This window comes from Peptoniphilus ovalis (assembly GCF_018919265.1).
Lineage (GTDB): Bacteria > Bacillota > Clostridia > Tissierellales > Peptoniphilaceae > Peptoniphilus_A > Peptoniphilus_A ovalis.
This window is the reverse complement of record NZ_JAHLQO010000007.1, coordinates 1-20,123: the sequence shown is the minus strand read 5'-3', so window position 1 is coordinate 20,123 and position 20,123 is coordinate 1. Positions and strand designations below refer to the sequence as shown.

Annotated in this window: 22 protein-coding genes; 6 read left to right on the top strand and 16 right to left on the bottom strand. The window is 31.4% G+C overall.

All coding sequences use genetic code 11. The annotated features are described in order from the left end of the window. The first annotated feature begins 43 nt into the window (after positions 1–43). The 3 genes from wrbA to KQI68_RS10010 all read left to right on the top strand — a co-directional run bounded on the left by wrbA (position 44) and on the right by KQI68_RS10010 (position 4,545). Positions 44–634, top strand: coding sequence for an NAD(P)H:quinone oxidoreductase (gene wrbA / locus KQI68_RS10020; RefSeq protein ID WP_216549989.1), 591 nt, complete (start codon positions 44–46; stop codon positions 632–634). Positions 635–847: 213 nt separating this feature from the next. Further along, a complete protein-coding gene (gene carB, locus KQI68_RS10015) occupies positions 848–4,051 on the top strand; it encodes a carbamoyl-phosphate synthase large subunit (RefSeq protein WP_216549988.1) in 3,204 nt (1,067 codons plus the stop codon). Between the two features lie 269 nt (positions 4,052–4,320). Next, entirely contained in the window at positions 4,321–4,545 is a 225-nt protein-coding gene (locus KQI68_RS10010; protein WP_216549987.1) for a helix-turn-helix domain-containing protein, read from the top strand. A 189-nt stretch (positions 4,546–4,734) separates the two neighbouring features. Here the strand turns inward: KQI68_RS10010 and KQI68_RS10385 are convergent, their stop codons facing one another. Beyond that, positions 4,735–5,253 (bottom strand): DUF3783 domain-containing protein, encoded by a 519-nt coding sequence (locus tag KQI68_RS10385; protein ID WP_216549986.1) that lies wholly within the window; start codon positions 5,251–5,253, stop codon positions 4,735–4,737. Positions 5,254–5,321: 68 nt separating this feature from the next. Here KQI68_RS10385 and KQI68_RS10000 point away from each other — a divergent pair, with 68 nt between their 5' ends. Next, positions 5,322–5,702: a hotdog family protein gene (locus tag KQI68_RS10000; RefSeq protein WP_216549985.1), complete on the top strand. Its 381-nt coding sequence runs from the start codon at positions 5,322–5,324 to the stop codon at positions 5,700–5,702. A gap of 262 nt (positions 5,703–5,964) precedes the next feature. On the opposite strand, the gene gloA is transcribed toward KQI68_RS10000, so the two are convergent. The 10 genes from gloA to KQI68_RS09950 all read right to left on the bottom strand — a co-directional run bounded on the left by gloA (position 5,965) and on the right by KQI68_RS09950 (position 15,009). After that, positions 5,965–6,339, bottom strand: coding sequence for a lactoylglutathione lyase (gene gloA / locus KQI68_RS09995; RefSeq protein WP_216549984.1), 375 nt, complete (start codon positions 6,337–6,339; stop codon positions 5,965–5,967). 189 nt (positions 6,340–6,528) lie between these two features. Beyond that, on the bottom strand, positions 6,529–7,212 hold the full coding sequence (locus KQI68_RS09990; protein WP_216549983.1) for a V-type ATP synthase subunit D: 684 nt from the start codon (positions 7,210–7,212) through the stop codon (positions 6,529–6,531). A gap of 1 nt (position 7,213) precedes the next feature. Then, the gene (locus tag KQI68_RS09985) at positions 7,214–8,629 is read right to left on the bottom strand and encodes a V-type ATP synthase subunit B (RefSeq protein ID WP_216550011.1); all 1,416 of its coding nucleotides are present in this window, start codon (positions 8,627–8,629) and stop codon (positions 7,214–7,216) included. After that, a complete protein-coding gene (locus tag KQI68_RS09980; RefSeq protein WP_216549982.1) occupies positions 8,622–10,391 on the bottom strand; it encodes a V-type ATP synthase subunit A in 1,770 nt (589 codons plus the stop codon). Before KQI68_RS09980 ends, KQI68_RS09985 begins: the two co-directional genes overlap by 8 nt. A gap of 18 nt (positions 10,392–10,409) precedes the next feature. Further along, positions 10,410–10,724, bottom strand: a complete 315-nt coding sequence (locus KQI68_RS09975) for a V-type ATP synthase subunit F (protein WP_216549981.1) — start codon at positions 10,722–10,724, stop codon at positions 10,410–10,412. Beyond that, positions 10,717–11,709 carry a V-type ATP synthase subunit C gene (locus KQI68_RS09970; protein ID WP_216549980.1) on the bottom strand — a complete coding sequence of 331 codons (993 nt, stop codon included), beginning with the start codon at positions 11,707–11,709 and terminating at the stop codon, positions 10,717–10,719. Before KQI68_RS09970 ends, KQI68_RS09975 begins: the two co-directional genes overlap by 8 nt. A gap of 12 nt (positions 11,710–11,721) precedes the next feature. Then, complete coding sequence (locus KQI68_RS09965) at positions 11,722–12,270, bottom strand: V-type ATP synthase subunit E (protein WP_216549979.1); 549 nt, start codon at positions 12,268–12,270, stop codon at positions 11,722–11,724. A gap of 8 nt (positions 12,271–12,278) precedes the next feature. After that, positions 12,279–12,749, bottom strand: a complete 471-nt coding sequence (locus tag KQI68_RS09960) for a V-type ATP synthase subunit K (RefSeq protein WP_216549978.1) — start codon at positions 12,747–12,749, stop codon at positions 12,279–12,281. Positions 12,750–12,761: 12 nt separating this feature from the next. Further along, the gene (locus tag KQI68_RS09955; RefSeq protein WP_216549977.1) at positions 12,762–14,702 is read right to left on the bottom strand and encodes a V-type ATP synthase subunit I; all 1,941 of its coding nucleotides are present in this window, start codon (positions 14,700–14,702) and stop codon (positions 12,762–12,764) included. Then, positions 14,689–15,009: a hypothetical protein gene (locus tag KQI68_RS09950; protein ID WP_216549976.1), complete on the bottom strand. Its 321-nt coding sequence runs from the start codon at positions 15,007–15,009 to the stop codon at positions 14,689–14,691. Before KQI68_RS09950 ends, KQI68_RS09955 begins: the two co-directional genes overlap by 14 nt. Positions 15,010–15,360: 351 nt before the next feature. Here KQI68_RS09950 and KQI68_RS09945 point away from each other — a divergent pair, with 351 nt between their 5' ends. Beyond that, positions 15,361–16,008 (top strand): hypothetical protein, encoded by a 648-nt coding sequence (locus KQI68_RS09945; protein ID WP_216549975.1) that lies wholly within the window; start codon positions 15,361–15,363, stop codon positions 16,006–16,008. Positions 16,009–16,018: 10 nt separating this feature from the next. Here KQI68_RS09945 and KQI68_RS09940 read toward each other — a convergent pair whose 3' ends face one another. Both KQI68_RS09940 and KQI68_RS09935 read right to left on the bottom strand, forming a co-directional pair. After that, a complete protein-coding gene (locus KQI68_RS09940) occupies positions 16,019–16,564 on the bottom strand; it encodes an ECF transporter S component (protein ID WP_216549974.1) in 546 nt (181 codons plus the stop codon). Next, positions 16,561–17,502, bottom strand: coding sequence for a nucleoside hydrolase (locus tag KQI68_RS09935; RefSeq protein WP_216549973.1), 942 nt, complete (start codon positions 17,500–17,502; stop codon positions 16,561–16,563). Before KQI68_RS09935 ends, KQI68_RS09940 begins: the two co-directional genes overlap by 4 nt. Positions 17,503–17,656: 154 nt before the next feature. Between KQI68_RS09935 and KQI68_RS09930 the strand changes: the two genes are divergently transcribed. Next, positions 17,657–18,253: a TlpA family protein disulfide reductase gene (locus KQI68_RS09930; RefSeq protein WP_216549972.1), complete on the top strand. Its 597-nt coding sequence runs from the start codon at positions 17,657–17,659 to the stop codon at positions 18,251–18,253. Between the two features lie 217 nt (positions 18,254–18,470). Here the strand turns inward: KQI68_RS09930 and KQI68_RS09925 are convergent, their stop codons facing one another. The 3 genes from KQI68_RS09925 to KQI68_RS09915 form a co-directional block, all read right to left on the bottom strand. Beyond that, positions 18,471–18,779, bottom strand: a complete 309-nt coding sequence (locus KQI68_RS09925) for a type II toxin-antitoxin system RelE/ParE family toxin (RefSeq protein WP_216549971.1) — start codon at positions 18,777–18,779, stop codon at positions 18,471–18,473. Continuing rightward, the gene (locus KQI68_RS09920) at positions 18,766–19,071 is read right to left on the bottom strand and encodes a type II toxin-antitoxin system RelB/DinJ family antitoxin (RefSeq protein ID WP_216549970.1); all 306 of its coding nucleotides are present in this window, start codon (positions 19,069–19,071) and stop codon (positions 18,766–18,768) included. Before KQI68_RS09920 ends, KQI68_RS09925 begins: the two co-directional genes overlap by 14 nt. A 426-nt stretch (positions 19,072–19,497) precedes the next feature. After that, positions 19,498–20,123: IS30 family transposase (locus KQI68_RS09915; RefSeq protein ID WP_216549969.1), on the bottom strand; the 626-nt coding region annotated here is incomplete at its 5' end.

Sequence of the window (20,123 nt, the reverse complement as noted above, 5' to 3'; positions counted from 1 at the left end):
CTAATAAAGAGAGTTAATAAAATGAATTTTGAAAGGAGATTACATGACAAAATTATTAATATTATATTATTCAATGACAGGACATAACTTCCAAATGGTTAATTGGGCAGCTGACGAAGTAAAAGATAAGGCAGAAGTTAGAATTAGAAAAGTTGAAGAACTACTTGATACTGCTGGTGCAGAAGACAATCCAGCATGGAAAAAATATCTTGAAGATTCTAAAGACATCGAAGTTGCAACTTCTGAAGATTTAGTTTGGGCAGATGCAATTTTAGTAAGTGCTCCAACAAGATTTGGTAATGTTCCTGCACAAATGAAATTCTTCCTGGACGGGCAAGGTGGACTTTGGGCAAAAGGCAAACTTCAAGACAAATTATTCTCTGCAATGACATCAGCACAAAATAACAATGGTGGACAAGAACAAACAGTTCGTGCACTTTATACAACTGCAATGCACTGGGGAGCAATTATCGTAACTCCAGGATACAATGATGATTCTGTTTATGCTGCAGGCGGAAACCCTTATGGTACAAGTGGAACTGCAACAAGAGAAGGACTTGCAAATGATCTTGAAGGTGCTGTTAGATTCCAAGCAAGAAGACTTGTAGAAGTTTCTGATAAATTTAATAAATAATTCTTGCATTTTATTAAAAAAAGTGTTTTAATATAAAAGATAAAAATATAGAGAAAAATCAGTCCAAGGACTGAATGAAAAATCATGTCCTTGCACATGATTTTTTTTTGAGCAAATTTAATATAATTTTTTTTGCCCATTTTTAATAATGACAAAATTTTTTTGCCCATTTTTAAAAGAATTAGTCATTAAGAGTTGAAAAGGAGATAGAAAATGCCAAGAGATATGGAAATTAAAAAAACATTAGTTATAGGTTCAGGCCCTATTGTAATTGGCCAAGCAGCAGAATTTGATTACTCAGGTACTCAAGCTTGTGAAACACTAAAGTCACACGGAGTTAAAACTGTTTTAATCAACTCAAACCCTGCCACAATTATGACAGATAAAGAAGTTGCAGACAAAATTTACATCGAACCAATTACAATTTCTTTTATAGAAAAAATAATTAAAAAAGAAAAACCAGACTCACTTATTGCAGGAATGGGTGGTCAAACTGGTCTTAATATGACTCTAGAACTTGACAAGAGAGGCATTCTTAAAGAATACGGAATCAAAGTTATAGGAACTTACATTGATGCAATTATAAAGGGCGAAGACAGAGATGTCTTTAGAAACACTATGAAAGAAATTGGCGAGCCAATTGTTGCATCAGAAATTGCTACAACTCTTGATGAAGGTCTTAAGCTTGCAAAGAAAATTGGCTATCCACTTGTAGTTAGACCTGCTTATACATTGGGAGGAACTGGCGGTGGATTTGCTTACGATGAAGAAGAACTAAGAGAAGTCCTATCTCATGGTCTAGCGTTAAGTCCTGTTAACGAATGTCTTCTTGAAAAATCTATAAAGGGATGGCTTGAAATAGAGTTTGAAGTAATTAGAGACTCTGCTGGGAATAAAATTATTGTCTGCGATATGGAAAATGTGGATCCAGTTGGAGTTCACACAGGTGACTCAATTGTAGTTGCACCATGTCAAAGTCTTTCAGCAGAAGTTTTAGAAAAACTTAAAAAAGCATCTCTTAATATAGTAGAAAATGTTGGAGTAAAAGGTGCATGTAATGTTCAACTTGCATTAAATCCTAAAACTTTAGAATACGCAGTAATTGAAATAAATCCAAGGGTTTCACGTTCATCTGCACTAGCATCTAAGGCAACAGGTTATCCAATAGCAAGAATTGCAACAAAAATTGCACTTGGCTACAATCTTTCAGAAATCGAAAATGAAACAACTGGCGAAACAATCGAAAACTACGAACCAAATTGTGACTATGTAGTTTGTAAAATTCCAAAATGGCCTTTTGACAAATTTAAATTTGCAAATAGAAAACTTGGCACAAAAATGATGGCAACTGGAGAAGTAATGTCAATTGGATCAAGTTTTGAAGAAGCACTTCTTAAGGGAATTAGATCTCTAGAAATTTCAAAATTCTCATTAGAGTCAAAATTCTCTGAACAAAGAACAACTGATGAACTTAAAAAGAGAATTGAATTTCCAGATGATGAAAGACTTTTTGATGTTGCAGAAATTATAAGACGTGGCATTTCAATCGATGTAATTCATGATATCACTGGAATTGATTTATATTTCCTTGAAAAAATAGAAAATATTGTAAGAGAAGAAGAAAATCTAAAGACTCTTGATTTAAATACTCTTGAAGCATCTGAACTTGAAAAATTAAAGAAAATGGGCTTCTCTGATAAATTCATAGCAGATACCTTCGGAGTAACTGTGGAAGAAATCATTAAATTTAGAGAAAAAAATAAAATCTATCCTAACTTTAGAAAGGTTGATACTTCCCCATTTAGAAAAAATGGAGCATATTATTACTCAACTTATGAAAAATCAGATGAAAATAAAATTTCTGAAAACAGAAAAATTTTAGTAATCGGATCAGGTCCTATAAGAATTGGTCAAGGTATTGAGTTCGACTACTGCAGCGTTCACTCAATTAAGGCTCTTATTAAAATGGGAATTGAAACAATTACAATAAACAACAATCCAGAAACAGTTTCAACTGACTTCGACACTTCTGATAAACTTTACTTCGAACCACTTACAGAAGAAGAAGTTAATACTATTATTGAAATCGAAAAACCTGAAGGAGTTATCCTTGCCTTTGGTGGTCAAACTGCAATTAAACTTGCAAAATACCTTCACAACAGAGGCGTAAACATCCTGGGAACTGACTACGAAGATATTGACAGAGCTGAAGATAGAGAAAAATTTGACAACTTGCTTGAAGAATTAAAAATCAATAGACCTAAGGGACATGGAGTTTATACAGTTGAAGAAGGTCTAGAAGTTGCAAATAATCTTGGATATCCAGTACTTGTAAGACCTTCATATGTACTTGGCGGACAAGGTATGGAAATAACTTATGATGAAAAGAGACTTACAAATTATTTAACTTCTGCCTTCGAAAGAGACAGCGAAAATCCTGTGCTAATTGACAAATATTTAGTAGGCCGTGAAATTGAAGTTGATGCAATTTCTGATGGAGAAAATATTTTAATCCCTGGAATTATGGAACATCTTGAAAGGGCAGGAGTTCACTCTGGCGACTCAATTACAATTTATCCAAGTCTTCACATCTCAGATGAAATCAAGGATAAAATTTTAGACTACACTAAGAAAATCGCAAAGGCTCTTCATGTCAAAGGAATGATAAATATTCAATTTATCGAATATCAAAATGACCTTTATATAATAGAAGTTAACCCTCGTGCTTCAAGAACAGTACCTTATATTTCTAAGGTTTCAGGAGTGCCAATAATTGATATTGCCACTAAGGTAATGCTTGGAGAAAAACTTGAAAATCTTTCTTATGGCACAGGAATATACAAAGAACCAAAACTTATTGCAGTTAAAGTTCCAGTGTTCTCAATGTCTAAACTAAACAGAGTTGAAATTTCTCTTGGACCTGAAATGAAATCAACTGGAGAAGTTTTAGGAGTTGGCAAAAATATTGAAGAAGCACTTTTCAAAGGCTTTTTAGCAGCAGGATCTGCAATTGAAGATGAAGTCTCAACAGTTCTTGCAACAGTTAATGACAATGATAAGAAAGAATTTCTAGAAATTGCAAAGACAATGAATACAATGGGCTATAAATTTATAGCAACTCATGGAACTGCAAAACTTCTAAAAGAAAATGGAATAGATGCAAGAGAAGTTGGAAAAATTAATGATCCAAGACCAAATATACTAGATGTTATAAGAAACGGAGAAGTAGATATAGTAATTAACACTCCTACTAAGGGTGGGGATTCCAATAGAGATGGATTTAAAATAAGAAGAATGGCAATTGAATTTGGAATTGATATTGTAACAAGTCTTGACACATTAGGTGCAAGAGTAGATGTTAAGAATAAGAAATTCCATGAAGAAAATATGGATATTTATGAATTATCTGAAATTTAATAATAGAATTTTAGGGGCTGTCTCTTATAAAATGGGGACAGTCCCCTTTTTATTTGGTCAGGGATACCCATAGGGCACACAGCAGTCCCCAAATCTCACTAATCTCTTATTTAAGGAATTAAGAAAATTTGAAATTCTTCATAAAAAATTTCTTTATGAATTTAATAAATTTAAAAAGAATAGGGACGGTCCCTTTTTTGAATAGTCAGGGATAGTCCCCCAATCTCTGATGTGAACCCCAAAATCCGGACACGGAATAGGAGGTTCAAATGAAAAAATATAGCTATGAATTAAAACTAAAAATAGTAAAAGAAAAAGAAGAAGGATATGGAGACAGACACCTTGCAAAAAAATATAAAGTAAGTAGAACATCAGTAAAAGCATGGTACAATCATTACAGATATCTAGGAGAAGAAGGATTAAAAGAATATAAAGAAAACCCGACATATACAGAAGAATTTAGAGATCTGGGACTGTCCCTGTCAAGTTTGTGAGGGGACTGTCCCATTTTTCAAAACAAAAAAAGCAGGTTCTAAACCTGCTTAGTTACTTATCTATGTAAACCCCGACTAAGGATAGCCGAGATTTCTGTTATATTAATTAATATACCAATCTTCTATATATTTATACCAATAAATCTGTTATTTAAACATTTCTTCTTAATAATTTCAAATAATTTTAAATTAATTTAAACCTAATTTTTTCTTAAGTTCTAGAATAGAATTATCAAGTCTTTCTTCATTGAGTTCATTTTTATTTAAAAGTGCTCTGTCGACAATATCTTTAAGCTCAGCGTCTTCAGATTCTCCAAGCTTATCCATTGCAAGCTTTACATAACTTCCAAGCTCTCTAAACTTTCCAACAATTCTATGCTCGTCTTTGATATGTTCCATTAAATATGAAAACTTCCAGTCCTTATTAGTGTCTGTTAGCACGCATTTGTGCTCAACAGTTACTCCCTTATTCTTTAGAGCAATTAAAAAGTCCTTTAAAAGATTTCTATCCATATTTGAGAAAACCATTAATTTTTCATCTTTTTCAGAAGTTTCTAAGTTTTTATTGTCTTCACCAAATAATTCTAAAACTTTTTTATCTAAATTTTTATCTTCTATAATATATAATTCTATATCAAATTCCCCTGCAACTGCTTGGGTAATTTTATTTTTCTCACTGCCTAGTCCGTATAATAATATTTTCTTCACATTAACACCTCTCTATTATAATACCCATTTTTTAGTAAATTATTGGGTATAAATAATTAGGTGATGTTATGAGATTAAATACTGGCGATAAAATAGTTTACGAAAGAACTTTCACGGAAAAAGATTTAAATGAATTTGCAGAACTTTCAAGCTTTTGGGGCAAACATCATGAAGTTCCAAATGATAAAGGTGAATATCTGCTTCAAGGACTTATGACTGCATCTCTTACAAATAAAATTGGTGGAGATTATGATATTTTAGTCTATAGAATGGAATTTGATTTTGTAAATAAAGCTTATACAGGTAGAAAATTAATTTGCGAAAATATTGTAGATAAAGTCTATGATAAAAATGGAAAAAACTTTATTGATATTTCTTCAGAAGTTTTTGAAGAAAATAATAAGACAGTACTTAAGGCAAAACTTTTTGGAATTCTTTTAGATTTATAAATTAAATTTAAGAAAAAAGACTTCAGGCATAAATCTGAGGTCATCGTGTTGACAAAATAAAACCCACTATAAAAAGCAAACCATATTGAGCTTTCTGTACTAATTCAATTCGAAAACAAGCGTCCGAAAAACGCACTGTTTGAGCGACAGCGAGTTTGCGTTTTTCAGCGAATAGAGAATTAGAATTAGTCGAAAGCGAAATCCGGTGAGCGTTATAGTGGGTTTGTATACAGGCTCACTTCAGGCATAAACCTGAAGTTTCTTATTTTTCTTCAATTATTTCAATTTTATATCCATCTGGATCTACTACGAAAAAGTAACTTGCTGATCCATCAGAAAGTCCTGAAAGATTTGTAACTTCATATCCTTTAGATTTTAATTCATCTCTAAACTTTTCAATGTCTTTGTGAGAAATTGCAATATGGCCATATCCATTTCCAAGCTCATAATCTTCTTCTCTGTCATAATTATAAGTTAATTCAAGTTCATATTCACTTTCATCTAATTTTAAATAAACTAGTGTAAACTTATCTTCTGGGAAATCTTTTCTTCTGCTTTCTTTAAATCCAAGTTCTCTATAAAATTCTTCAGATTTTTCCAAATCTTTAACTCTAATCATTGTGTGTAAAAATTTCATCTAACCCCTCCTATTTATTTTACCTTCATTATATTTATACCATTAAGTTCATTTTAATACTCAACAAACAAATCCACTAAAGCTGATAAAAACTTTTTGCAAAATAAAACCCACTATAAAAGCGAAATTTGCTGGTCGCTATAGTGGGTTTGTTCCAAGCACTATCATAATATGATTACTTTTTAAATATTATACTAATTCCTTATTAATTCTATCACTTTTTTCCATTTTCATTTCATCCTTGGAAATTATATCCTTTACCTTCATAAGTCTTGTAATATTTGCCCTTTCACTTTCATCAAGCTTTGAGCGAATATATTTTACAGTATCTTTTAAATCAGGTATAGTTTTGTATTCCAAGGCGTTTACTCTTCTTCTAGTCTTTTCTATTTCATCTGCAAGAAGTTGCGATGCTTTTTCTTTTTGAGTTAAAGTCAAAAGCTCTTCCATAACTTCTGTTAGTTCGTCAATTGCAAGATCCAAATCAGAATTCGTTGTTGCATATCCATAAGGATAATTTGACGCATTGTCTGTTGTTCTTTCAGTCTTAAATTCCATCTCTGGAACATCTACTGACATGATATTTTTCTTTTTAATATCCACCATTGTATTCATTGTTGGAAGTGATATTGCCTCTTCCAAAACTTGTGGACTCATTGTTGCAGATGCCATTAAAAACGACTTAAAGGACTCTTGTAACTTTTCTTCAACTTCTAGTCTTAGTTTTTTATTTTCTTTAATAAGATTAATGAACTGCCTCATAAGTTCATCTTGCTTGTCTTTTAAAAGTTTGTGACCACGAGTTGAAGTTTCAAGCTTATCCTTTAGTAGAGATAAATTCATTCTCGTTGGATTAACATTTAAAACTGCCATATTATTCCTCGTTTCCAAGGTCTTCAGATTCTTCCTCTACTTCCTTTTTATTATCTCCCAAATATTTATCTATTAACTCATCGTCAATTCTCTTAAGTTCAGTTCTTGGGATAATTGAAAGTAGTTCCCAACCTAAATTTAATGTATCTTCAATTGTTCTATTAGTTTTAAAACCCTGTGATACATATTCCTTTTCAAATCTATCTGCAAATTCTGCAAAGGCCTTGTCAGATTTTGAAAGTGCTGTTTCACCTAAGATAGCAGAAAGTTCTTTTGCTTCCTTACCTGCTGTATAAGCTGCATAAATTTGATTCATTGTATCTGCATGGTCTTCACGAGTTTTTCCTTCGCCTATACCCTTATCTTTAAGTCTTGAAAGTGAAGGAATTGCATTAATTGGTGGTTCGAGACCTTGTTTATATAGTTCAGTTGATAGGATAATTTGTCCTTCTGTGATATATCCAGTAAGATCGGGGATTGGGTGAGTGATGTCCCCTTCAGGCATTGTTAGAATTGGAATTTGAGTAATTGATCCTTCTCTACCTTTTATTCTTCCTGCCCTTTCATAAATTCCTGCAAGATCAGTATATAGATATCCAGGATAACCACGTCTACCTGGTACTTCCTTTCTTGCTGCCGATACTTCTCTTAATGCTTCAGCATAATTTGTCATATCTGTTAATAGTACAAGAACATGCATGCCCATTTCAAATGCCAAGTATTCAGCTGCAGTTAGAGCCATTTTTGGAGTTGCAAGTCTTTCGATTGCAGGGTCATCTGCAAGATTCATAAATAAAACTGCCCTGTCGATTGCTCCAGTTTCAGTTAAGTCATCAATGAAGTATTGAGCTTCTTCGAAAGTAATTCCCATTGCAGCAAATACTACAGCGAAGTCTCCTCCTGAAAGTACAGTGGCTTGTCTTGCAATTTGCGCTGCAAGTTCATTGTGAGGAAGTCCTGCTGCCGAGAAAATAGGAAGCTTTTGACCTCTTACTAGAGTATTAAGCCCATCAATTACAGAAACTCCTGTTTGAATAAATTCAGATGGATAATCTCTTGATACTGGATTTATTGCTGTACCATTTATATCGATTTTTTCTTTCGGAATAATCTTTGGACCGCCATCAATTGGCTCTCCAAGTCCATCGAAAACTCTTCCAATCATATCAGGAGAAACTCCAAGTTCAAGTGGCTTTCCCAAAAATCTTACAGTGGTATCAACTAAATTAATTCCACTAGAGCCTTCAAAAATTTGAACCATGGCCTTGTTGCCATCAATTTCAATTACACGTCCACGTCTTCTTTCTCCAGTTTGAAGTTCAATATCTACAAGCTCCTCATAGGTAGCTCCTTCAACTCCTTCAACTGCAAGTAGAGGTCCAACAACTTCTGTTACAGATTTATATTCTTTAAGCATCTTCATCACCGACCTCTTCTAATTTTTTAAGTTCGCCATCAATTTTTTCTTTAATAGCATCTATCTTTTCTAGACTTTCATTGTCAATGTATTTCATTCTTGCAATGTCTTCTTTTACATCCATTTCTTCAATTTCTGAAAAATAAACTCCAGCTTCAAGAGCTTCAAGAGATTTATCGTAGAAATAAAGAATTGTATCTAGCATTTTATATTGCTTTTCAAGTGGACAATAAGTGTCGACATCGTGGAAGGCATTTTGTTGCAAGAAGTCCTCTCTTATTGACTTTGTGATGTCAATTTTAAGTTGATCTTCATCTGATAGAGTATCTCTACCAACAAGTCTTACAACTTCAAGAAGTCCTTGTTCTTCTTGTAAAAGTGCCATTGCTCTTTTTCTATGTTTAGAAAATTCTTCATTTACATTTTCATCTAGATATTTATCAATTTTTGTTTGGTATAGAGAATAGGAATCTATCCAGTTAATTGCTGGGAAGTGACGTTGATAAGATAAATCGTAGTCAAGTTTCCAGAAAATTTTTACAATACGTAGTGTATTTTGAGTAACTGGCTCAGAAATATCTCCACCTGGAGGAGAAACTGCACCTATTACTGAAAGTGCTCCTTCTCTTTCTTCAGTTCCATTTACCATTACACGACCTGCTCTTTCATAGAATTCTGCAATTCTAGAAGATAAATATGCAGGATAACCTTCATCCCCTGGCATTTCTTCAAGACGTCCACTCATTTCACGAAGTGCCTCAGCCCAACGAGAAGTAGAGTCCGCCATCATAGCTACAGAATATCCCATGTCTCTAAAGTATTCAGAAATTGTAATTCCAGTATAAATTGAAGCTTCACGAGCAGCAACTGGCATATTTGATGTATTTGCAATTAATACAGTTCTCTTCATTATTGACTCATTTGTATTTGGGTCGATAAGTTCAGGAAACTCCATAAGTACATCTGTCATCTCGTTACCACGTTCGCCACAACCTACATAAACTACAATTTGTGCATCTGCCCATTTAGCAAGTTGATGTTGAACAACTGTCTTACCTGAACCAAAAGGTCCTGGTATCGCAGCAGTTCCACCCTTAGTAATTGGGAAGAATGTATCTATAACTCTTTGTCCAGTAACAAGTGGTTCCTTAGGGTCGACCTTTTTCTTATAAGGTCTACCACGTCTTACTGGCCACTTTTGTATCATGTTAAGTTCTTTGTCGCCATCTTTTGTTTCTATAATTGCAATAGTGTCTACAACAGTAAAGCTTCCTTCTTTAATATCTTTAAGCTTTCCCTTAACACCATTTGGGACCATAATTTTATGAGTCACAACTGGAGTTTCTTCAACTGTACCAAGGATATCTCCTGGTTGTAGTTCATCTCCTACATTTGCAACTTTTTTAAATTCCCACTTTTTTTCTCTATCTAGAGGATTTACAGTAACTCCTCTAACTAGAAAATCTCCTGCCTTTTCTTGTAAACCAACAAGAGGTCTTTGAATTCCATCAAACATTTTTTCAATCATGCCTGGTCCAAGTTCAACAGAAAGTGGAGCACCAGTAGTATACACATCATCTCCAGGACCAATGCCTGTAGTTTCTTCATATACTTGGATGGAAGCTTCATCGCCCCTCATTTCTATAACCTCTCCAATGAGCTTGTCTTTAGAAACCTCCACAACGTCATAGACATTGGCATCTTCCATGCCGCTGGCTACAACAAGTGGCCCGGATACTTTTATTATTTTTCCTGATTTCAAAAAAGCCCCTCCTTCTTTTTAGTCACCTAATATATTCGCTCCAATAGCTTTTTCTACATTTTTATTTAAATTCTTCATTCCAATACCAAGAGTTCCCTTATTAGATGGAATAACTATAATTGCTGGTATTAATTTATCTTGGTATCTGTCAATTGTTTTTGGTATTTTTGCTGCCAATTGTTCTGTAATATAAATTACTCCATAATCATCTTTTGCAAGACTGTCTACAATTTTTCTCGCTTCTTTTCCTTCATAGGCTATATACACATCTATTCCTATTGCTTTAAAGGAAAGTATGGAGTCCTTATCTCCTATAACTGCAATTTTATACATAATTACCACGCAACTTTCCTCTTATAAATTCGCTGTCAAGTCCATTTAATTTAGAAACAAAAATTATTCTTAAGTTTTTAATTTCCATTTCTTTTCTCAGACAATATGCAAAAATAACTTCAGGACCATAGGTCATGTACTTTACATCTTCTATTAAATCTAAGAAATAATTATCTAAATCCCTTTCAAAGTCAGAAACTCGTCCAACTTTTTTATATCTCTCAAGTCCTTCTCTAATATATTTATAAATATTTAGCTTCTTGAAGACTTTCATGTCGGGATTAATTTCTATAGTAAATAATTCCAAAAAAGTTGAAACAGAAATATTTCCTCCATCAATTATTATTCTTTCAAGAAAATCGTGATCTCTTTCCTGATTTTTAGCTCTTAAAAGAGTTCTAATATTTGTAAAGTCAATTAAATCCTTTACATATCCTTTAAATAAGTCAGAATCTGTTTCATTTGCTATGATTGATAACTCTTCAAGATATTTATTGTCAAGATATATGTCTATTATTGGTGGATTCTTTTCTTCTTCATATAGTTTTGCTGCCTGGTCTAAAATTCCAAAATACCCATGAGTAATAGTTGAATCTGAATATCCCTCTCTGTATTTTTTAAGATCAAAGTCTTTTATATTCATAATAAGATGACTTAAATCACTATTTAACACATCTTCCTTTAAGACAACTCTCAAATTGTGGAAAAAATACTTCAAAGTCACTAAATCTACGGGCAAATCAGAAGGCGAAATTTCATATATTTCTTTGTAAAATCTTTCAATTTCTGCTGTCAAAATTTTTTCGTATTCTGTAGGAGATTCAAGTTTATTTATATATTCATTGTAAACTGTATCAGATAGAGACCTTAGTGCATCTTCCAAAGTTTCAGCTTCTGCAAGTCTATTAAAAACTTCCTTTGATAGAAGTTTCTTTTCAAGAACTCTGACTCTTGCTGAACTTTGGATAAATTTACTTCTATCCATAATAACCTCCTTTTAAAAGAGCTTTTCTGCTAAAAATAATTCTAAATCTTCTCTTTTAGAACTTAAAATTGATTTAAAATCTCCATTGTATTGAAGGTTTTTATAATTTAAAGTAAATCCCTCATCTACATTTTCATCAGAAATTTTAAAGCCTAAATTTGCTTTTTCTATAGCATCTTTGTATCTTGCAGGAACTTTAAGCACTGCATCTTTACTTATATCAATTCCCTTGATGCTATTTTTTACATAATTTATGAAATCTTCATTGGATAAGTTTTTAAGTTCTTCTAAAACTTTCTTTAAAACCACATCAATTATATCTTGCTTAGCTTTTAAGATTTTATCTCTTGCTTGAAGTTCTTTTGAAGACTTTGCTCTTTTTAATATACCTTCGCTATCTACTTCTGCTCTATTTATAATTCTTTCTGCTTCTGCTTTTGCCTTAGCATTAGAATTTTCTAAAATTTCTCTTTTCTCTTCTTCTGCCTTATTTATTATTTTTTCAGCTTCTTCCTTTGCCTCTCCTTTTATTTTATCAATTATATTTTCTAAACCCTTCATAGTATCACCTATGCTCTAAATAGAATAAAGAATGAAATTGCAAAGGCAAGGATTGCATAAAGCTCAACCATTACTGCAAAGATAATACCCTTAACTTGTTGTTCTTCATTTTTTGCTAAAATATTAATACCTGCAACGGCAACTTTACCTTGTGCGATTGCAGAAATCATGCCTGCAAGACCAATTGTTGCACCACTTGCAAGATACATAAATCCTGAATTAACTGCCATATCTGGAGTTAATCTAAATAATATAAATAGTCCTATTACGAATCCATAAAGACCTTGTGTACCTGGTAGAAGTTGAAGTACAAGTGATTTACCAAACTTATCTGGTTCATCAATAATTACTCCTGCTGCAGCTTCACCTGCCATACCTACTCCCTTTGCTGAACCTGAGCCTGATAATGCAACTGCTAAAAATATGCCTGTGGCTCCAAGTATTAAACCTAAATATTGTGATATTAATTCGCTAAACATATAAACCTCCTACTAATTATTTTCTATGTTAAAATAATCTGATTCTTCTATCATCTTTCTAAAAGGTACTCCTCCACCTTCGTAGAATTTGTTAAACATCTCTACATAAGTTAGCCTTGCTGTGTGAACATAGGCTGATAGATATGATAAAAATGCGTTAAATAATTGGAATACAACAAAAATTATAATTGCTCCAACTTTTCCAAAAATTCCTGAGCCAAAAAGCATTCCAGAAATAATATTTATGGCAAGACCTAAAAATGAACCTGATAATACAAGTGCCATAAGTCTTAGATAAGAAACGAAATCACCAAGATATGATGTAATTCCATAAAGAGAATAAATTCCCCAACCTATTTTACCAGCTGTTGATTTTTCATCTCTACCGCCAGTTAAGACAATTCCAATCATTCCAATTATCATTACTCCAAGAAATATATTTTTAAATGGAGATAGACTATCTATTGCCATTTGAAGAAGTAATCCAATAATTCCAATTAAAGCCATATACCAAAATCCTACATCAAAAAGTGCATCCTTTGGCTTTCCATCTCTTATATCCATGTATGCTTTGATTCCAAGTGCAAAGAAGATGTGAATTCCACCGATTATTAGTGAAATCATTACAAGAATTGTAGAATCTTCTGCTGGATCGATAATTCCCGGAATTTCAATTGCTCCTCCAAAGAAAGAACCAAATATCAAACCAAAAATCATTGTTGAAATGGATAAATAATTGAAAAATTTAATAAATCTTTTCTTGCTATCTGATAAGTTAAAACTCTTAAGGGCTATTAGTGTTCCTAAAAATACTAATAATCCATAACCAAAGTCGCCAACCATAATTCCTGCAAATATGAAATAAAATGGTGCAAAGAATGGAGTTGGGTCAATTTCATTGTACTTTGGCATTGCATACATTTCTGTCATCATTTCAAAAGGTCTTACAAAGGAATTATTTTTAAGCATTATTGGAACTTCTGGCGAATCCCTGTCAGCTTCCTTGACCTGAATGTAGTAATTATCTCCGACAACTTTTTCAATTTCATTTTCAAAATCTTTAATTCTGTCAAAAGGAACATATCCTTCGATTAAATCGACAGAATTTGTCTTTAAAAATTTATCTTGACTTAAGATTTTAATCTTTTCATTGGAATAATAATCGTGAGTTACTTTAAAACCTTGAGTGTACTTTACATAATCTTTTAAACTTTCTTCTGTAGCTTTTATTTCACTTATAATTTTTTCTTTCTGAGATTTAAGTGAATCAATCTCATCAGAAACCACATTTTTAGTTTTTATATTTATTGGAGTAAAGCCTGAAGTTTTAAAAATTTCATCAACATCATTTTCCAATGAGTCGTCATAAACTACTAAGTAGTAAGAATAATTTTTGTCTTGTGATAATTTTTCTTCATATGTCAAATCAAACTCATCTAGAGCCTTTTCAAAATCTGGAGCATACCTATTTGGTATCATTCCAGTTCTAGTCAGTACAAATTCTAAGTTATCTAAATCTGAAATTGGAGAATCAAGTGACTTCCAAGGATTTAATTCTTGAATTTTAGCATCTATATTTTGAATTTTGTTCTTGAGCTTTTCTTTTTTCTCTAATATAGCTTTAATTTCACCATCTATTTTTTCAAAGTTAAAATCAAGAGCCCTTTCTCTTAATTCTTCAAGAGTTAAATTTTCATTTCCCTCTTTTAAAGATTGTAAAGAGCTTTTTTTCTCCTCAAAAGCTTCAAGAAGTTCAATATCATCTTTTGCTCTTTTTATAACCGAATCAATATGGACCAGTTCATCAGAAGATTTTATCTCATTTAAATCTTCATCTTCACTTTTGCTCTCAACAATGTGCACATACTCAAATTTTTGAAATCTATCAAGAATTTTCTTTCTATCATTATCAAAGGTAAAGAGGTTAAATTTACTCATATTAACTATTGCCATAATTATTCACAATCCTCTCTACGACTAATTTGACTATATCTTTGTCATCTGATTTCTGTGAAATCTCTTTCACAAAATTTTCAGCATCACCTATTATAGGCTCGCCTAATCTTTCACCCTCTTCTTTAGCCTTATCTAATAGAAGAGTCTTTTTAGTTTCAGCATCATCAATTGTCTTTTTATATGACAAATCAGCTTCTTCTTTGGCTTTTTCGATAATTTCTTTTGCTTTTAACTTTGCATCTTCAATTATCTTTTTAGCCTCTTTTTCAGAATCTGTTACTATTTTAACTGCATCAACTGACACTAAATCACCCCCACTGTGAAATCATTTTCTTATATTATATCACTAAATAAGAACTGTTAAAAATCATTTACAAAATTTTTAACATTTAATATAACTATACCCTGTTAAAGCTGAATTTAATTAAAAAAATAAATTATTTATGAAAGAAAAACAAAGAAATGTAAAAAAATCGTAAAAATTTACTCCTAAACCTTTATAAAAATATAAAATTTAGAACTTTCTATAACTAAAAGAAAAATCCTCAACCTTTCGATTTAATTCTTTTATATCTATTTACTTTTATAAAGCATTATATTATTATTATTATTATTATTATTATTATTAGAAGTTCAAGTGATATTGGAGGTAATTATGAAAAAAAGATTATTTGTAATCCCTATTATCTTACTATTTATTACAAGTTGCTCTAATAATAAGGATTTAAAAAATGATTTGATGAAAGTTGATTTAGATGAATTTTATAACACTAAACCAATAAGCACCGATATATCATCTATTTCTTTTGTAACTAATGAAAACCATAGCGAAAAAGTTTCAAAAATTTATGATACTTATGAAGAACTTAAAAATGATTTAAAACTCGAATTTCTTAATTCACCATATTTTGATGACATTAATTACGATTATATTTATTCTACTGACGGATTTAATTCAACTATAAATGTTTTCTTCAAAGATACAAATCCATATTATTATGGTGTTGAATCCTTATCAAGAGATGGAATACTTCATTTAATTATTTCTTGGATAGATAACCCCGCACAAGATCCATATTCTGTAGCAATTCTAGGCGGAAGTGAATTAATAGAAACTTATAATATTGTAGATACAACTGTTTCTATTATTAAGGAAACAAGAGGAGATAAAGTTTTTTATTCTTCTATTTTTAAGTACAATGACATGACATATTTTATAAAGGATGAAAAAGATTTAGAAAAGTTAAAAGAAATAACTGAAAGTTTCCCAGTAAATAAAATAATCCCTTCAGTATCTTGCTGAAGGGAATTTTTTAATTCTTTATCAAATTTTGAAATGCATTCATATTGTAAACTTTTGACACTAAAAGTATTGAAATAAGCTTATCTGCATAGTCTGTAATTATTTGAATTACAAGTACAACTAAAAAGTCTGGAAAGTCTACTACGGCTCTAATTGCCTGAACTATGTAGCTTGATCCTGCAGTTGTAACTGTGCCAAAAAGATACGTTGCTATAAGTGCTGATGATATTGCAGCAGGAATTGACATTACAGGAGTCAAATAAAATTTTGACTTCACATCGTCTTTCTTTAAAAATGTAAAGTATCCTGCAGTAAATCCAACTATAAGTTGTGTCGGCATAAAGTAAAGTGCAACAGGGTCTCCTATTGTGTTTACAAATGCAGTAATCACACCTGTTAGCAGACCAAAAATTGGTCCAAATGTAAAACCTGCCATTATAGTTCCTATGGAATCAAGATAAACTGGAATCTTTACAAGTACTCCAATCATTGATCCCGCCATGTTAATTGCAACGCAAAGTGCAAGCATAGTTAAAGTTTTTGTGTTAATTTTCATATTAATATCTCCAAAATTTCCTTATCTACTTTTTCACCAGTGAAAATTTCTATAAATTCAGTCCAAACTTCGAGTATTTTTAAATCTTCATAGAGAATAATGTTTTTATCTTGCTTTAGAAAATCCATTCCATCTACCATTAGCATTCCCCTTGCATCACCATCAGTAATAACAGATGCGTGATAGGAATTTTTAGTAAATAAATCTTCTCGAAGTTCTGCAAGCACAACGAGCGGGTCGTTAATTACAGAACCAATAATTTTTTCATATTCCCAATGAAAATCCATGTAGAAATTTGTTATCTTTTCGAGGAAATCTCCTCTGTTCTTATTAAGTCTTTTAATATAAGATAAAATATTTGGAGTTAGCACGAATTTGCGTGTAACATCAAGTGGAATGATTTCGATATTTGCATTTTTAATTACATAATCTGCAGCATCTGGATCCACATAAAAATTGAATTCAGAAACCGGGCTCATATTGCCATAACTTTTGTAATTTCCACCCATGACAATAATTCTAGTGTCTTTAAAAGCTTCTTTATCTTTCTCTAATGCCCTAGCAATATTAGTTAGTGGTCCCAATGCAAAAATTGTAAGACCGCCTTTTTTTGCCTCTCTAATTAGAAAATCTTCGGCATCTTCAGCATAATTTTTCTTTTCATAATCTAAAAAAGTTTCGCCGAGACCATCGGTGCCATGAGTGTCCTCTGCATTAATTAATTCCTTTTTAAGAGGATTAATTTTGCCAAGATGAATATCAAAACCTCTTCCCAAGAATTTTGAAAGTCTGCAAACATTGATGTATCCTTTATTAACATCAACATTTCCAGAAACTAAAGAAATCCCGAGAATTTTATATTCCTTTGCCATGCTCGCAAGCATAATAGCAATAGAATCATCAATTCCGGGATCCGCATCAATAATAATTTTTTTCATTTTTAACCTCCAATTCTTTGGAGAACATAGTTTTTTATACTTGGAGTTCCCGAACAAGTGCTTTCTATTATAACCTAATTTTAGAAATCCCTCAAGTTAGTGAATAAAATTTTAGCAAAGAATGATATAATAAAAATAGAATGGAGTGATACAAATGAAAAAATTTACTAAAATAATGAGTATACTTATGATTTCCATGACTTTATTTGCTTGTAGTAAAAAAGAACCAACAGAAATTGCTGGAACAAATACAACTAAAAATTCACAAGAATCAACAAATGTTACAAATAAAGCAAATACAATTGATTTAATTGAAAGACCATTTGAAACATTTAATTTTCAAACAATAGATATAAAAACTGGAGAAATCGTAAAATCAGAAGATGTCTACAATAAACCCTACACAATGATTAATATATGGGCAACATATTGCGGACCTTGTAAAAAAGAACTACCTGATTTACAAAAATTATATGAAAATTATGGAGATAAAATAAACATCTTGGGAATAGTGGCAGATACAAATGCAAATATGACAACAAATGTCGAAGAAGCCCTTGCAATAATGAAAGATGCAGGCGTTGAATATGTAAATATAATGCCAAACCCAACAATGGAAGAAGATATGAGTAAAATAACAGCCTTCCCTACAACAATATTTGTAGACGATAAAGGAAATGTCGTGGGAGGATACCTTGGAGCTTATGAATACGATAGAGTAGCAGCAACAATTGACGAGCTATTGAAATAAAAATATCACTTACTATTTATTCAAAAATTATAATCAGAAAAAACAGACGTAAAAACAAACGCAAATTTTTACGTCTGTTTTACGTCTGATGAACGTGCGTATTTATCTTTGTAATAATTATTAAGAAAATACATTTTTAAAACTATCATTTCTATATCTTTTAGTATTTTACGAAGATTGTTGAACATAACCTTGATTAGTTAATTCTTTAAAAAATTCAAAGAAGATTTTTAAAATTTCTTGAAGAATATAGAACTCTAATAACATTAATATTTTTTACAATATTATCAACCTCATAAAATATAAGATATTTTTTTACAGGGCAAATTTTAATATTCTTTTCCTTAATTCCATCATATTTTCTAAATCTTTCAGGCATATAACTTAAGTTGTATATTGAATCATAAATTGATTGCACTATACCTTCAGAAACTTCAAGTTCGCCTAATTCAATGCTAATATAAGTTTTAATATCAATAATATCTTGTATTGCTAGGTCTGATAATAAAATATTATAACTTTCCATAGTTATCTATTTCCAAAAAAGCATCCTCAAAAGATTTAAATTTCCCATTTTCAAAATCTTGTAATCCCAATTCGAGCATTTCTTTTAAATCATCTTCTGAAACATCAGAAATATCAAATAATCTTTTCTTTGGAAACTTTATTTCAAAGGGAAGACCATTATTCAAAATAATTTGCCTGTAATATAAATCTATTGCATTAGAAGATGTAAGACCTAAATTATTTAAAATACTCTCGGCCTTCTCTTTTATTTCAGGATTCATTCTAATATTCAAATTACATGTTTTAGACATAATAAGCTCCTTTTTCTTTTAATATTATATTTTTGTGGTAACAATGTCAATACAAATTTATAAAAACCTTGTTTTATAATTATTGAACAAGGATATATTCTTTACAAATTATCATATAAAAAAGTGCTACCACCAGAGTAACACTTTTTGAAAATCAATTATTTTTATCTAAACCTAAACTCTTCTTAATTCCAACCTTAGCAGGCTGTCCCTCTGGGGCTGTCTGCATCTGCCTCAAAACCCTCTCTATTCCATAGTAAAGGACAGCCCTAAAGGGCAGCCCTTTACCTACCTACTCATCCAATATAGGATTAATCTTTTTTATTTCCAATGTCTTCACTTTTTGTCTCTATTAATCCAATACTTCGTTATCTTTGATTCTAAAAATTTTTTTAAAATGATGAATTGCAAATAATAATGCGACACTTAGAGCAAACTAAGTTCGTGCATAAATACATCAAATGGAGTTTGATAATTTAAACACTTCCTAGGTCTACTATTAAGCTCCATTAAATTTTTAATTAGTTCATTAACTGATATTTTTGCTAAATCTGTTTTCTTTGGATAGTATTCTCTTAAAAGTCCATTTGAGTTCTCATTAGTTCCTCTTTGCCAAGCTGAGTATGGATCTGCAAAATAGAATTCTATCCCCATGTTTTCTATGTCTTTATAGCAGGCAAATTCTTTCCCTCTATCAGATGTGAAGCTTTTTAAGGCTTGTTTTGGGAGTGGATATATCAATTTCTTAATTGCTTCTAACATTGAATCCTTGCTTCTATCTTTCATAGGTATTGCTATATAAAACCTAGATTTCATTTCAACAAAAGTAGCTAAACAACCTTTACTTTTACCTCTCGATGATACAACCGTATCTAATTCCCAATGACCAAATTCTTCTCTTTTCTTTATCAGCTTAGGTCTTTTTCTTATTGGAGTTCCAATATTAAATCTTCCTCTTGTTTCTTTTACTTTCCTTGACTTAGCTTTTCTTCTAAGCTTTGTAATATTAAAATTTATAATACCAGAATAAAGCCAATTATATATAGTTTTAA